Source organism: Myroides albus (genome assembly GCF_024722315.1).
Taxonomy (GTDB): Bacteria; Bacteroidota; Bacteroidia; order Flavobacteriales; family Flavobacteriaceae; genus Flavobacterium; species Flavobacterium album_A.
On record NZ_CP102754.1, the window covers coordinates 2,716,373 to 2,731,610 of the forward strand.

The following is a 15,238-nucleotide window of genomic DNA, read 5'->3' on the forward strand; positions in this document are numbered from 1 at the left end:
TCATTTTCAATCTTGTAATAGTTAGGTTAGTGTAGAGGATTAAGTTTTCGATGTACCTTGTAAGGATAAATAAAAAAGTAATAAACAATTATTCCCAAGGTTCCGAAAATAATCAAGTAATTAATGATATCGGGCATCTCTTTGGCATATCTTGTTATATATCCTTCAATAAACCCGGCTGCAATAGTAAAGGGAATTGTCGCTATAAATATTTTGAACCCAGCTTTAAAGCCGATTTTAAAAGAGTTCATTCTCGAAAATGTTTTTGGAAACAGTAAACTTCCACCAAAAATAAAACCTGCAAAAGCTTCGATAACCATCGCTGTTATTTCCATCGCTCCATGTAACCAAATACCTCTGAAGCTATCCATAAAAGCATTGTGTTGTACAAATAGATATTGGAATGTTCCTAGCATGATCGCATTTTGGAATAGAAAAAATAACGTTCCAATTCCGCCAAATACACCATAAACAAAAAAACGCAGTCCAACGTTAAGGTTATTTGCAGTTATACTAATAAAACTCCCCCAATTACTTCCAGATTTATAAACCCCCATAACATCGCCACTCTCTATATTGTTAAGGGTCATATTTACATAACTATCACCTAAAATAGCTCTACTAAAGTTTAAATCATAATGCGCAGAAATCACTCCAATGGCCGTAATAATTAAAAAGGCTAAAACAGAGAATTTTAAGTAATTTCTGTATTGGTATATCGTTAATGGAACTTCTGTCTTAAAAAAATATGAAATTCTATTCTCTTCAATGCGTTTTAGTTTGTAAATTTTTTGATAAGTTTGTGCAGCTAAATTGTTTAGATATTGCGTAACTTTACTTTTAGGGTAAAAAGTCTGCGCGTATGATAAGTCATTCATTATCTGAATGTACATGTCCGCTAAGAAATCAGGTTTTTGAGTTTGATTTGAAAATATCGTTTTTTCAAAAGCTAACCATTGATCTTTATTTTGTTTTATAAAAGCAACTTCTCGCATGAAGTGAAAATGTTTTGAAATATTATGGCTAATTTAACAATAAATACAACACAACATATACAATTAGAGTTTAAAAGTGCTCAAGTTGGTAGCCGAGTGATGGCTTTTTTTTTAGATACTTTGTTTAAAGTGTGCTATATTGTTCTAATCATAAAGTTATTCGATGGTTTTTATTTGTTTGACAATGTAATGGATAGTTGGTCACAGATGGCAATAATTATTGTGTTATATGCTCCTGTAATTTTTTATACATTATTTTTTGAAATTGTGCTACAAGGGTTTACTCCTGGTAAAAAGATAGCCAAAATACGTGTGATTAAAATAGATGGTTATCAAGCCACAATTATGGATTATGCTATTCGATGGATTATGAACCTGGTTGATATTTACAGTTTTAGTGCATTGATTGGTCTTGTTTCAATGTCTTTTTCAAAGAAAAACCAAAGGTTAGGGGATATGTTAGCAGGTACTGCCGTTATAATTTATAAGGAAAGAACGGATTTCTCAGCTACGATCTTTCAAGAAGTTGAGGATACTTACGTTCCTGTCTATAATCAAGTTTTGAATCTCTCAGATAATGATTTGCGCATTATCAAAGATACTTACCTTTTGTATAAGAAAAACAGAGATTCTCGATTGCTTCGCAAATTAGTCAATAAAGTAACAGAGGTTATGTCTGTCGATGTTAAGCACTACAGTAATCAAGAATTTATTGAAGTAGTACTGAAAGACTACAATTATTTAACTGCAAGAATTTAATTTTTTATTCATTTAATGTTTAGTTTTTTCGAGATTTTAGACTTGCTCGGAACCTTAGCATTTGCTATTTCCGGCGCATTGGCTGGTCGTGAACGTAGGTTAGATCTTTTTGGAATGACCATATTGGCATTTGCAACAGCCATAGGAGGCGGAACCATTCGGGATATGATGATTGGGTTTACTCCTGTGATGTGGTTGACTAACTTGAGTTATTTCTACGTTACACTTATTGGGGTTGCCATGGCTATTGTATTTTACAAGAAATTCAATGTGCTTCGCTATTCGCTATTTTTATTTGACACTATTGGTATAGCTGTCTTTACTCTTATTGGTATCGAAAAGGGAATGAGGATTGGGCTACACCCCGTTATCTGCGTTACTTTAGGGACAATTACCGCTTGTTTCGGTGGGGTAATTAGGGATATCTTAGCCAATAAGATTCCAATTATCTTTAGAAAAGAAATATATGCAACTGCTTGTATTTTAGGTGGGGGGATGTATTACTTTTTACATTATTTTCAATTGCAGAAGGATGTGATTTACATTGCTACGGCTGGTACAATCATGATTATTCGTGCGCTATCAGTTAAGTATAAATGGAGTTTGCCATTTGCTCATGACTAAAGCAATGCATCGTTGAAGAAATATATAGCCCAATCCCTTAACCAAAGGATTGGGCTATTTTTTTGCATATTGTTAGTAGGCAATGGCAAAACAGGGAAGTTTGTTGTTAAGTTAGAAAAGGAGTGTTGTCAATCTTTACGGTGTGTCTTGTTGTCAATTTTCTATCCTAAATACTTAATTGGGGCATTCTTGTAGTAGATGTCGTCTGATATGCCGGTGTGTAACTTTTACATTATTCCCTTTTAAAGGAACAAAAAGTAGATTTAAGGAGTGACTTTGTGATGATGTAAAATAAGCGTATTAAGAGTATCAATGAACTTAGTATACACAATAGTTAAATCGTGAATTGCTTTAATGAAATGCTCGTATTGTTGTGGAACCTTTTACTGTTAAAGTTAATCCGCATTGAAGTAATGGGATTTAAGGAAGCTATTTTGTAAGTTGAACATTACTTTAGGCTTGATCTTTACTCTGTGTAGGTAACCTGATATTTGTAAGGGCCTTACTAAGTATTTATGTTTTAACAATAAAAAAGCGAAGAATGTAAAGACAAACTTCGCTTTTTACTTTAGAATAATGGGGGTATTCTAAACAGTATAAATATTAAATTGTTATGAAAAAGTTTCAAATCAAAAATCAAAAAAAGCTAGTTACAGAAAGGGTCCATAACTAGCCTTAACCACTACCATTTGACTATTAAAACCGTTTAGCTTAAAAACAATTTCTATGCCAATATTTTATATTGTAGGAAAATTTTCTTCAGATTCTTCTTTTGAAACAATGACAATCCCTTTCTGTAGCAGTAAACTGTTGGGATAAGAGATCTTTTCGTTTTCTTTGGAAATTATTATTGTACAGAATGCTTTTATATCTGTAATAGTTCCTTCAATTGGAAAATCTTTATCTTGTATTCGTATTACATCTCCAATTCTAAATGGAAATGAAAAGAATAAGAGTATTCCTGCTGTTATATTACTTAGCAAAGACCATTGAGCAAACATCGCTACACCTATTACTGTAAATACCGATGTCAGTGTAAGCATAAAGTTTTCGGGCTGTACTCCCCAAATGGTTAAGATTAGTATCAGAAACAAAACCAATAAGAGTGTATTGAATAATCTTATGACCAAAATAACTCTGTTGTCTTTACGCTTCTCTTTGTTAGAAAAGGAGCGTATGATATACGATACTAATTTTCGACAAGGAAAATAAAGTATAATGATTATTGCTGTAATAACTATTTTCGGATAATAAATGTGTAGCATATTATTCTTTTATAAAAGCGATCAATTCTTGTACTAATTCTGTTGTAGGTAATCCTACGATATTGGTGTATGAACCGTCAATTTTAGAGATTCCTATAAGCCCAATCCACTCCTGAATACCATAAGCGCCAGCTTTGTCATAGGGTTTGTATGTATCTATATAAAAGTAGATAGCCTCATCAGACAATTCGATAAAATCAACTTTAGTAATACAATTAAATATCTTGATTTTGTTCTTGCTTCTTAGACACACAGATGTTATTACTTCGTGTTGTTTACCAGACATCCCCTTTATCATGGTGTAGGCCTCTTGACGATCTACAGGTTTTCCTAAAGAGGTATGATTATTCCAAACTGTGGTATCACTAGTAATGATTATTTCATTGTGAGCCAATAGTGGAATCGCTTGAGATTTTGCATTAGCGATAAAGTCCGTAATAGCTTCCCTTTGCAGTGTACTTGGATACGTTTCATCAATATCCGATGCTCTTACTGTAAAAGGAATTTGCAAGTCTTGCATATATTGTTTTCGCCTTGGTGAGTTTGAACCAAGTACAATATTGTAATCTTTAAATATTTGTGATAACATTCGCGTGAATTAATTAATCGTATTTAGCATCAAAGTGCTGAAACCATTTTTGTTGTGTTTTCATCACTTGTTCGATGACTTCTCTTACTGCGCCTTTTCCTCCATTGACATGCGAAATGTATTTAGCTACACTTTTTACCTCTGGTACTGCATCTTGTGGGCAAGTAGGTAGAGCCGCTTTTTGCATAACGTGGTAGTCTGGTATGTCATCACCCATATACATTACGTTTTCAGCGTTAAGGTTGTATTTAGCAAGAAGTTGATCGAATACTTCAACTTTATTAGATACACTCATGTGTATGTCTTTAACTCCTAAGTTTTGCAATCTAATGCGTACACCTTCGTTATTTCCTCCTGAGATGATAAATACGTTATAACCGTGTTCGATTGCTGCTTTGATTGCATACCCATCTCGGATACTCATCACTCTAAGTAAGTTGCCATCTTGTGCTACGTGTACTGAACCATCTGTAAGTACACCATCTACGTCTAAAATAAACGTAGTGATGTCATTCATTATTTCTTTGAAGTGTTTTGACATTATCTATTTAGTATTGAATTAGTTATTAATTGATAAATTTCTTTTTCGTTTGTTCCTTCAAGCATTTGAAGATGACTGTCAATCGTGCCTATATCCTTTCTTGCTGCAGGTCCTGTTTGTGCTTCTTTTGGAGAAAGTACTTGTAGTTTCTCAGCAGTTTCCGCTATTAGTGGCTTGAGAATGTCAAAGGGAACGCTGTTTTTCTTACAGATGTCTTCAGCCAAAGTGCATAGGTGATTAGTAAAGTTGTTTACAAATACTGCCGCTAAATGAATTACTTTTCTTTGTTCAGAGCTAATCTTGTATACTTTTTCAGAGAAACAAATGGCAATTTTATCCAGTAGTTTGAAGTCAGTAGGTTTAGCCGCTTCTAAACAAAAAGGCATTTTGGAAAAGTCAACTTCTTTGTCATACGAAAAGGTTTGCAACATATAAAGTACTCCTTTGCGGTTTGTTTTCTGTATAATATCCATTGACTGTGTACCTGAAGTATGAACTACAAAGGCATTGTCAAAAGGAATGGCATTGGACACTTCTGCAATAGCATCATCGCTGACTGCAATGATAAAAATATCTGCAGGCTTTAGCAAATTGATGTCTGTTATTATTTGATTCTCAGAAACTAAGTCGTTAACTTTGTTTTTGCTTCGTGCATACACTTGTTGCAGTGTTAGGTTGTCTTGTTCTAAGATATTTAGAATAAGATGATGAGCTACTTTACCAGCTCCTAAGATTGAAATTGTAATCATAATAAGTACTTAGCAAACAGTTTTTTCAATTGGAACAATTTTTGTAAAATTAAGCAATTTAAGATGAAAAAGGATATAGAAACTTTAGAAGATATCAAGATACTTGTCGATACCTTTTATGGACGAGTACAAGAAAATGAAATGATAGGGCCTATTTTTAATAGTAAGTTAGAAGGGAAATGGCCAGAGCACTTGGAGAAAATGTACAGCTTTTGGCAGACTATTTTATTAGAGGAATACACTTATAGAGGTAAGCCTTTTCCTCCTCACGCTCAGTTACCAGTGAATACTGAGCATTTCGAAACTTGGAAAGTAATCTTTAACGGTACAGTTGATGAGCTATATGAAGGTAAGATTGCCGATGAGGCGAAGTGGAGAGCGGAGAAAATGGCAGCTATGTTTTTAAGTAAAATAGAGTACTTTCGAGAATTTGGTGGTAAGCCATTGATGTAAAGAATTTTTGTGGGGTAAAGTATTTCAATTTATCCTGTGTTTGTCAAAATACAGAACAGTGAGTTAGTAAAACCCTTGAGCTTTTTTGGCAAAAAAAGTAGTTAATCAAACGTTTATAAAAGAAAAAAGGAAGATTAATCTTCCTTTTTTTCTTTTATCGTTGTTGCAATATTTCGGTCAAAGATATTGACAAATGCATTTTTAATTGTACCATCTGCGTTTAAGACAATACTTCTTTGGATTTTTGTAATGATCCACTTGTCTTTCATTTGATTAAAATCTGTACTCCTTAATTCAATTAAATTAGCATGTTTATACTTGCTGACAAACTTTACCCACTCAGTGTGCTCTCCATCAATGCAAACAGAGATAATTTGTATATCTGGATTTTGATCCAATAACTGCATTGCTCTTCTGTGTGCACCATCTGCGTGACCAAGTGTGTTTTTGGTCCAGACAAACATTAAGGTTGGTTTGCTTATTATATTATTTACCTCTACCGGTATTCCATCAGTATTTACTAAGGGAACATTTGGCAAGCGTTTTTCGTATTTGAGATTTTGAACAGCTTCTTGGATTTGTATAATCTCCCCGTGCTGTGATTTATCTGTAGAAAGTTCGAAGTATCGGTCTAAGAACTTGTCATTGTTGTTTAAGTTCTGATCTTCTAATAAGTATATAAAGGCAATATTGTCTAAAATAGCATTTTTGACTTTTTTATTCTTGATTAAAGTATCTACTATATTTAGTTTTTCAATGTTCTTATCAAATTTTCTCGATGCGTCAAAATCAATTTCAGTTTCATTGGTAACTGAGTTAAGCATCATGGATAGGTATCGGGTATAAGAAGAATAACTGATCAATCTTTCCTCGTTGAAGTTGATTTTCTTTCTAAAACTGTAGTAATCTTCTGGTAAATTTTGACGTATATCTTGATTTGTTCTAATGTAGTGAGCTAAAGGGTATATTTCCTTTTGAGCAAAAAAGTGTAAATCCAATTTTGCTTTAGCATAAATGTCAAAGTCATTAGACCACCCAATGAGTGTTTTACTTCTAAGGTAATAGGTTGTTCTTGCTGCGTGCGTTGAATCAAGCTTGCGAAGAAATGCTCCTGGTTCCAAGTCGTAATTCTCGTATTTATAGTTTTCGTCCACAAGATTTTTCATGTTTAAAGCCATCAAGAAATTATTCTTTTCAGCTCCACGTCCAGAAAAAATAATAGAATGGTCAAAATCACGAGTATTCAAACGAAGGTTTAAACTGTCATTCTTGTCCAAGTAAACATATTGAAATTCGGGTCTGTGTCTGTAGATATACATCCCAGGAGTCAATGAATCAAACTTATGTGAAAACTTGTTGTGCTGGTCTAAATAGAGTGTATCTAAGACCTCATTGTCTTTGCAAAATAAGACATAGTCACTGTTGGGGTTTACTATTTCACCCTGAAAATAGGCACTGTAATCACTATCGTCAAATTTGGGTTGACAAGAAGTAACAGATAGTGTAATAGGTATTACAGCAAAAAATATATTTTTACTTATAGTTTGAATATTCATTGTTATAAAAAGCCTCTTAAATTGGTCTTTTAAAATGCGCGCTATAGCAAATGTAAGTTTTCATGTTGGCAATCGTCGTTAACAAGCTGTTAAAATGCGATATTAAGGAAGTATTGAGAATTAATCTTATATGTGGGATAATTTTATTAATTTTGTCGGCAATTTAAATCAATAGATAATAATGTTAACAGTTTCGAATCTGTCAGTTCAGTTTGGTAAACGAGTTTTATTTGACGAAGTTAATGTAACTTTTACACAAGGTAACTGCTATGGGATTATTGGTGCTAATGGTGCTGGTAAATCTACATTCTTAAAAATATTATCTGGAGAGATAGATCCTACATCAGGACATGTTTCTTTAGAACCAGGAAAGCGTATGTCTGTTCTTAACCAGAACCACAATATGTTTGACGAGTATACAGTTTTAGAGACTGTAATGATGGGTAACAAGGATTTGTATAATGTAAAGAAAGAGATGGATGAGCTTTACCTAAACTATACAGATGAAAATGCTGATAGAATAGGTGAGTTGCAAATTCGCTTTGATGAGATGGGCGGATGGAACGCTGAATCTGATGCAGCTACTATGTTATCTAACTTGGGAATCAACGAAGAGTTTCACTATACGACAATGGCGGAAATGGATGCTAAATTAAAGGTACGTGTATTATTAGCACAGGCTTTATTTGGTAATCCAGACGTGTTGATCATGGATGAGCCTACCAACGACTTGGATTTTGAGACAATTGGTTGGTTAGAGAATTTCTTAGCTCATTACGAAAATACAGTTCTTGTTGTGTCTCACGACCGTCACTTTTTAGATGCTGTGTGTACGCATGTATCTGATATTGACTTTGGTAAGATTAACCACTATTCTGGTAACTATACTTTCTGGTACGAGTCAAGTCAATTAGCGGCTAAACAAAGAGCTCAACAAAACAAGAAAGCAGAGGAGAAAAAGGCTGAATTGGAAGAGTTTATTCGTCGTTTTAGTGCGAACGTAGCAAAGTCTAAACAGGCTACTTCTCGTAAGAAAATGATTGACAAATTAAAATTAGATGATATTAAACCATCATCAAGAAGATACCCTGCTATTATTTTTGATCAAGATAGAGAGGCAGGAGATCAAATCTTGAATATCGAAGGACTTGCTGCTTCTGTAGATGGAGAAGTATTGTTCAAGGATGTGAATCTGAACATGGCTAAAGGAGATAAGTTAGTTGTTATTTCTAAAGACTCTCGTGCTACAACCGCTTTTTATGAAATTTTGAATGGAAATAAACAAGCAGATGCAGGGAAGTTTGAATGGGGTATTACTACTACTCAATCTTATTTGCCAGTAGAAAACCACGAGTTTTTTGATAACGACTTAACTTTAGTAGACTGGTTACGCCAATGGGCTAAAACAGAAGAAGAAAGAGATGAGGTTTATGTACGTGGTTTCTTAGGAAAGATGATTTTCTCTGGAGAGGAAGCGCTTAAAACTGGGCGTGTGTTATCAGGAGGAGAAAAGGTACGTTGTATGTTATCTCGTATGATGATGATGAGAGCTAATGTATTGATGTTAGATGAGCCAACTAACCACTTAGATTTGGAGTCTATTACAGCATTCAACAATACGTTGAAGAACTTTAAGGGGACTATTCTATTAACGACGCATGACCATGAGTTTGCTCAGACGGTTGGTACTCGTATTTTAGAATTAACTCCAAATGGTGTAATTGATAGATATATGACTTTTGACGATTACTTAGATGATCCAAAAGTAAAAGAGTTAAGAGAAAAGATGTATTCTTAATTAAATATCAAAGTCCTACTGTTTAAAGTAGGACTTTTTTTATGCACTTCATTTTGATTAGTAACACCATTTTTAGAAACAGTTTATAACAAAAAAAATAGTTCAGCTTTTTAACTGAACTATTTTTTGTAATAGAATGACTTCTATCTATTAATAGTAAGTATAACGTCTAACTTGAGCGATGTATTTAGCTAAGCGAATAACTTGATGGCTGTAACCATATTCATTATCATACCAAACATACATTACAACGTTTTTACCATCTGCTGATACAATTGTAGCTTTACTATCAAAGATAGATGGAGCCGAAGTACCAACAATATCAGATGATACAAGTTCGTTGTTGATTGAATATTTGATTTGCTCTACTAAATCACCATTAAGAGCAGCCTTGCGCATTGTTTCGTTTAACTCCTCAACTGTAGTATTTTTTTCTACTTCTAAGTTTAATACCACTAATGATCCGTTAGGAACCGGTACACGGATAGCATTTGAAGTTAATTTACCAGCTAAAGAAGGTAAAGCCTTAGCAACAGCGCTTCCAGCACCTGTTTCAGTAATAACCATGTTTAGTGCAGCAGCTCTACCACGACGGTATTTTTTGTGCATATTGTCTACTAAGTTTTGGTCATTTGTATAAGCGTGGATTGTCTCTAAGTGTCCTTTTACCACACCGAAGTTGTCTTCCATTACTTTTAAGATAGGTGTAATAGCATTTGTAGTACAAGATGCTGCAGACCAAATATCTACTTGAGCTGGATCGTATTCTGTGTGATTTACTCCGTGAACGATGTTTGGAACACCTTTACCAGGAGCAGTTAACAATACTTTAGAAGCACCTTTCGATGACAAGTGGCGTTTTAGATCTTCATCTGTTTTAAAAGCACCAGTATTATCGATGATTAAAGCATTGTCAATATCGTATTGTGTATAGTCAATTTCTTCTGGAGAACCTGCAGAAATCATGTGTACTGTTGTACCATTGATGATTAAAGCATTGTTTTCATGATCAGCGATTACAGAACCTTCAAAGTCACCGTGTACTGAGTCATATTTAAGTAAAGAAGCGCGTTTTTCTAAAAGAATTGGATCGTTTTTATCACGAGTTACAATTGCTCTAAGACGCATTTGTTGTCCTTTACCAATTTTATTCATTAATTCACGAGCTAATAAACGACCAATACGTCCAAATCCATATAATACAACATCTTTTGGTACGATTTGTTCAGTTTCTTTAGCATCTTTTAATTTACTTACAACGAAACCTAAAGCATTATTGTGTTTATTGTCTTCTAAGTGGTATTCGTAAGTCAGTCTTCCGATATCTATTCTTGAAGGCGGTAAATCAGCTTGTTGAATAGCTTTAGCGATTTCTACAGAGTCGAAAATGTTAATTGGTTTTCCTACAAATTTTGCAGCATACTCATGAAGATTAATAATGTCGCTAACACTACGGTCAATTAGTTGATTGCGGAACATTAAAAGTTCAATAGATTTATCATACCATAAATCGCTAACGATTTTGATGAACTCTACACATGCTTTTCTGCGATCTGCTTGAAAAGCCAATTCCTTTTCGTATAAACTTGTATTTTTCATTATAAGATTGTGTTGTATAAAATTAGTGCAAAAGTCTGCTTTTTTGTCGAATAAATCAAGAGTTAAAAATAAAAAGACCTCTTTCGAAGTCTTTTAAATGATTATTTGGATTTAAAGCAGTATTCTTATTAGTTCACCCGAAGAACTAATAACTTCAAGCTTTATTTTTTGTGAATTTACTATTTTGTCGAATAGCATTTTAGCTTGGGCAGTGTTTTGTACTCTTTGCCCATTTATAGATAGGAGTATCCCTTGTTCAAGTTCGTCTTTATATGGTGCGTAATTAGGGTTGTCTACTTTAGTGATTTTTAGACCGTAATTGATCTTAAGCCTTTCTCTTTCTTGCTCAGTTATTTCTTCAAATTCAAAACCATTGTAACTTACTTGTTGGGATTGTGCTTTGATAAGCGCGACCATATCTGTTTTGCTCTGACCATTTCTAATGTAGGTAACTTCTACTTTGTCTTGTGGTCTTTTGGTGTTTAGAATGGATTTTATATCTACAAAAGTTTTGATTGGCTTGCTATTGATCTGCGTGATGATATCACCTTTAGTTAAGCCTACCTTTTCAGCATCGGATTGCTTTACTACATCTTGTATGTAAAAACCATGCGTTTGTTCGATCTTTAGATCTTTTGCTATAAGGTTGTTTAGTTCAAGACCTGAAACACCTAACACGGCCTGTTGCACATCGCCATATTCTAATAAATCTTCAATTATTTTTTTGGTAATATTGGACGGGACAGCAAAAGCATATCCGACGTACGAACCAGTATTGGAAGAAATCATTGTATTGATACCTATAAGTTCTCCTCGGGTATTAACAAGGGCACCACCACTATTACCTGGGTTGATTACTGCGTCTGTTTGTATAAAGGATTGAATACCTGATTTGGATAGGTTACGTGCTTTAGCTGATACGATACCCGTGGTCACAGTAGAGGTAAGGTTAAATGGATTACCTACAGCGATGACCCATTCTCCAAGTCTTAGGTTATCCGAATCTCCAAATACCAAGTACGGTAGTTTCTTATCTGCTTCTATTTTTAATAAAGCAATGTCCATTTGTTTGTCTGTACCAATAAGCTTTGCTTTATAGGTCTGGTTGTCGTTTAAGGTCACCTCAAGTTCTGAAGCATTAGCTATTACGTGATTATTGGTTACGATATAGCCATCTTCTGTGATGATTACTCCTGAACCCATTCCTACTTGAGCTTGTGTTTCTCCCTTGTATCCGTAAAAGAATTCCAGTAGCGAATTACTTCTGGTGCGTGTATAACTCAAATTCTTAACGTGAACAACAGCATTTACTGTGTTTTCTGCTGCTTGAGTGAAATCTGTCGGTGCAGCACTACCAGCAATGGAAGAGGTTTTTAACGGCAGAGTGTGCTCTGAATTAGCAGTTTGCTCTAAAGTCGGAATTGACTTATTTTCAAAAAAGTATTTGTAACCTCCAAGGGTTATTGCACCACTGAAGATGCATAGGAATAATAAACTGATTGTTTTCTTCATAATTAACTAAAAGCTTATTGATTTGATATGTAAAAATAAAAAAGGAAATAGTGATTTCGAAGTTGTTTAACCAAGACTTAACATAGTGAGATTAACAACTTAATTTGTAAATTTGCTTTTTATCAAACCGTAGAGTATATGTTGAAATTTTATAAATATCAGGGAACAGGTAATGATTTCGTTATGATAGATAACAGAGATAGCCACTTTCCTAAGGCTAATCAGGAGTTAATTGAGTTGTTGTGTGACAGACGATTTGGTATAGGGGCCGATGGTCTTATTCTATTGGAGAATGATAGAGATTTTGATTTCAAAATGGTATATTTTAATGCGGATGGCAAGCAAAGTAGTATGTGTGGTAATGGAGGAAGATGTATTGTCGCTTTTGCAAAGGACTTAGGTGTGATTCAAAACCAATGTCGCTTTATTGCAGTAGACGGAGAGCACACTGCTAAAATCAGTAGTGAAGGATTAGTTTCTTTGCAAATGATAGATGTGGATAAGGTTCATGTAGAAAAGAAATTCAGCTTTTTAAATACAGGATCTCCACATCATGTTGAGGTGGTTCGTGAATTAGATAGATATGGCGTTTTTGTAAAAGGCAAAGCCATAAGAGAAAGCGAAAGGTATGCTCCTTTTGGAACCAATGTAAACTTTGTTGAACAAGAAGGTCCGAATCGCTTTAGAATCCGAACATTTGAACGCGGAGTTGAAGATGAAACACTGTCGTGTGGAACAGGTGCCACTGCAGTAGCTATCGCCATGTATCACCAAGGAAAGGCTGATGCAAATGACATTGTCATTGAAGTAGAAGGAGGGGAGTTGTCTATTAGTTTTGACAAACGCGACAATACCTATACAAATGTTTACTTAACGGGACCTGCAGAGTTTGTTTTCCAAGGTACTTTTAATAATTAATATACAATGTTTATTCAAGGGGAATTGATCTATCTACGCGCTTTAGAGCCTGAAGATTTGGAGTTTATTTTTTTAATTGAAAACGATGTGAAGCTATGGGAAGTGAGCAATACACAAACGCCTTATAGTCGATTTCTCATTAAGCAATATTTAGAAAATGCCCATCAAGATATTTACGAAGCCAAACAACTTAGATTGGTAATTTGTCATCGAGAAACTCATAAGACATTGGGCTTAATTGATCTATTCGATTACGATCCTCAGAATAACCGCGCTGGTGTTGGAATTGTAATTCAGTATGAACAAGAAAGGGGAAAAGGCATCGGTACAGAGGCTTTAGATTTAATGATTCAATATGGAGAAAATCACTTATATTTGAATCAGTTATATGCAAATATATCTACTGATAATAAGGCGAGTATTAACCTATTTGAAAGTGCTGGTTTTGAGTTAGTAGGTATCAAAAAAGCGTGGACTCGCAAAGGAAATCAATACAAAGACGAAGGTTTATATCAATTAATTTTTTAACAAGAATAATGAAAGTAAAGAACATTATAACTTTAATCGCTGTTTTAGGAGCCTTTGGTCTCTTGGGATATTTGTACATCTGGTATGGTAAGGCATTTAATAGCAATCTTGAAGGGTGGAACGAGAAGGAATACATCTACGTTGCAGAAACTGACAACTTTGAAAAAGTGGTGAGTATGCTATCTCCTTATTTGAAAGATGTTGAAAGTTTCAAGACTATTGCGGAACAGAGAAACTATGATGCACTTGTTATCAATGGTCGATTTCAGTTGAGAAATGGCATGAATAACTACGACATTATTCAGGCTTTGAGAGATAATAAACCGACACGAGTAACTTTCAATAATCAAGAGCGAATAGAGAATTTGGCAGGTCGTATTTCGAGTCAAATCGAAGCAGATAGTCTTGCTTTGTTGGAAACATTTTTGAATAAGAAGTTTTTATCTGACAACGGATTCACACAAGAGAATGCACTTGTTATCTTTTTACCGGATACTTATGAGTTTTATTGGAACGTTAGCCCAATTAAATTGAGAAATAAGTTGCAAAGTGAATATGTTCGCTTTTGGAATGAAGAACGATTGGCTAAGGCTAAGGCGATAGGATTGACTCCAATTGAAGTTTCTATTTTGGCGTCTATTGTACAAAAAGAAACGGTAAAAGCAGATGAAAGACCTAAAGTGGCAGGAGCATATCTAAATAGATTAAAGATTGGTATGCCATTACAGGCTGACCCTACACTTGTGTATGCACATAAGCTTCACACAGGGGATTTTGAACAAAAAATATACCGCGTATATAATAAACACAAAGAGTTAGACTCTCCATATAATACATATAGAAACGCAGGGCTACCTCCTGGACCAATTGCCATGTCAGACAAGACTTCAATAGATGCTGTTTTGAATCCAGAAGAGCACGATTATATCTATTTTTGCGCAAGTGTTGATAGACCTGGTTACCATGAGTTTGCAAGAACATTGGCACAACACAATGCTAATAGTGCGCGATATCACAATTATTTGAATCAAGCAGGAATACGATAGTATCCTTTAATCATAGAGAATCAAAAGAGAAACTGCTCCAAAGTAGTTTCTCTTTTTTTTGCATTTCATCAGAGGATAGGCAAACTAATAGCAGTCGTCTGGTCGATATTGTGTTGCAATCAACCAAGTCTTCTTGGGGTGAGTTATACTTTGTGTATTATTAAAAAAAAGAGTGTATTTAGTATATTGACTAATAAAAAAAGACTGCTGTATAGCAGTCTTTTAAGGCGTGTTTTGTTGTTTGTGAGTTTGGCTATTCTAACAGTGCCTTTATTTATCTTGTTTGAATGATAAATAAAGGATGGA

15 protein-coding genes are annotated in these 15,238 nt (G+C 34.4%); 7 read left to right on the top strand and 8 right to left on the bottom strand.

Annotated features, from left to right (window positions below):
- Window positions 1–26: 26 nt before the first annotated feature.
- Window positions 27–995 carry a stage II sporulation protein M gene (locus tag NWE55_RS12310; protein WP_258204108.1) on the bottom strand — a complete coding sequence of 323 codons (969 nt, stop codon included), beginning with the start codon at window positions 993–995 and terminating at the stop codon, window positions 27–29.
- A gap of 24 nt (window positions 996–1,019) precedes the next feature.
- Here NWE55_RS12310 and NWE55_RS12315 point away from each other — a divergent pair, with 24 nt between their 5' ends.
- Window positions 1,020–1,754 carry an RDD family protein gene (locus NWE55_RS12315; RefSeq protein ID WP_258204109.1) on the top strand — a complete coding sequence of 245 codons (735 nt, stop codon included), beginning with the start codon at window positions 1,020–1,022 and terminating at the stop codon, window positions 1,752–1,754.
- 15 nt (window positions 1,755–1,769) lie between these two features.
- Window positions 1,770–2,378 (top strand): trimeric intracellular cation channel family protein, encoded by a 609-nt coding sequence (locus NWE55_RS12320; RefSeq protein WP_155091212.1) that lies wholly within the window; start codon window positions 1,770–1,772, stop codon window positions 2,376–2,378.
- A gap of 737 nt (window positions 2,379–3,115) precedes the next feature.
- Here NWE55_RS12320 and NWE55_RS12325 read toward each other — a convergent pair.
- From NWE55_RS12325 to NWE55_RS12340, 4 genes are read right to left on the bottom strand one after another with little or no spacing between them, the layout of a single operon-like run.
- Window positions 3,116–3,643: a mechanosensitive ion channel domain-containing protein gene (locus tag NWE55_RS12325; protein ID WP_155091213.1), complete on the bottom strand. Its 528-nt coding sequence runs from the start codon at window positions 3,641–3,643 to the stop codon at window positions 3,116–3,118.
- Window position 3,644: 1 nt separating this feature from the next.
- Window positions 3,645–4,232 carry a Maf family nucleotide pyrophosphatase gene (locus NWE55_RS12330; protein WP_155091214.1) on the bottom strand — a complete coding sequence of 196 codons (588 nt, stop codon included), beginning with the start codon at window positions 4,230–4,232 and terminating at the stop codon, window positions 3,645–3,647.
- A 13-nt stretch (window positions 4,233–4,245) separates the two neighbouring features.
- Window positions 4,246–4,773, bottom strand: coding sequence for a KdsC family phosphatase (locus NWE55_RS12335; RefSeq protein ID WP_155091215.1), 528 nt, complete (start codon window positions 4,771–4,773; stop codon window positions 4,246–4,248).
- Window positions 4,773–5,522, bottom strand: coding sequence for a Rossmann-like and DUF2520 domain-containing protein (locus NWE55_RS12340; RefSeq protein ID WP_155091216.1), 750 nt, complete (start codon window positions 5,520–5,522; stop codon window positions 4,773–4,775). The genes NWE55_RS12335 and NWE55_RS12340 overlap by 1 nt, the downstream gene beginning before the upstream one ends.
- A 63-nt stretch (window positions 5,523–5,585) precedes the next feature.
- On the opposite strand from NWE55_RS12340, the gene NWE55_RS12345 reads away from it, so the two are divergent.
- The gene (locus NWE55_RS12345; protein ID WP_155091217.1) at window positions 5,586–5,975 is read left to right on the top strand and encodes a group III truncated hemoglobin; all 390 of its coding nucleotides are present in this window, start codon (window positions 5,586–5,588) and stop codon (window positions 5,973–5,975) included.
- A 134-nt stretch (window positions 5,976–6,109) separates the two neighbouring features.
- On the opposite strand, the gene NWE55_RS12350 is transcribed toward NWE55_RS12345, so the two are convergent.
- Window positions 6,110–7,531, bottom strand: a complete 1,422-nt coding sequence (locus tag NWE55_RS12350) for a TlpA family protein disulfide reductase (RefSeq protein ID WP_258204110.1) — start codon at window positions 7,529–7,531, stop codon at window positions 6,110–6,112.
- Window positions 7,532–7,712: 181 nt separating this feature from the next.
- On the opposite strand from NWE55_RS12350, the gene NWE55_RS12355 reads away from it, so the two are divergent.
- Complete coding sequence (locus tag NWE55_RS12355) at window positions 7,713–9,329, top strand: ABC-F family ATP-binding cassette domain-containing protein (protein WP_160339214.1); 1,617 nt, start codon at window positions 7,713–7,715, stop codon at window positions 9,327–9,329.
- Between the two features lie 150 nt (window positions 9,330–9,479).
- Here the strand turns inward: NWE55_RS12355 and NWE55_RS12360 are convergent, their stop codons facing one another.
- Both NWE55_RS12360 and NWE55_RS12365 read right to left on the bottom strand, forming a co-directional pair.
- The gene (locus NWE55_RS12360) at window positions 9,480–10,928 is read right to left on the bottom strand and encodes a glyceraldehyde-3-phosphate dehydrogenase (protein ID WP_155091220.1); all 1,449 of its coding nucleotides are present in this window, start codon (window positions 10,926–10,928) and stop codon (window positions 9,480–9,482) included.
- Window positions 10,929–11,039: 111 nt separating this feature from the next.
- Complete coding sequence (locus NWE55_RS12365; protein WP_155091221.1) at window positions 11,040–12,440, bottom strand: trypsin-like peptidase domain-containing protein; 1,401 nt, start codon at window positions 12,438–12,440, stop codon at window positions 11,040–11,042.
- A gap of 138 nt (window positions 12,441–12,578) precedes the next feature.
- Here NWE55_RS12365 and dapF point away from each other — a divergent pair, with 138 nt between their 5' ends.
- Genes dapF through mltG form a run of 3 tightly spaced genes read left to right on the top strand, consistent with a single transcriptional unit; the run spans window position 12,579 to window position 14,932 of the window.
- On the top strand, window positions 12,579–13,358 hold the full coding sequence (gene dapF, locus NWE55_RS12370; protein WP_155091222.1) for a diaminopimelate epimerase: 780 nt from the start codon (window positions 12,579–12,581) through the stop codon (window positions 13,356–13,358).
- Window positions 13,359–13,364: 6 nt separating this feature from the next.
- A complete protein-coding gene (locus NWE55_RS12375; protein WP_155091223.1) occupies window positions 13,365–13,886 on the top strand; it encodes a GNAT family N-acetyltransferase in 522 nt (173 codons plus the stop codon).
- A gap of 8 nt (window positions 13,887–13,894) precedes the next feature.
- Entirely contained in the window at window positions 13,895–14,932 is a 1,038-nt protein-coding gene (mltG, locus tag NWE55_RS12380; protein ID WP_155091224.1) for an endolytic transglycosylase MltG, read from the top strand.
- The last annotated feature ends 306 nt before the right edge of the window (window positions 14,933–15,238 follow it).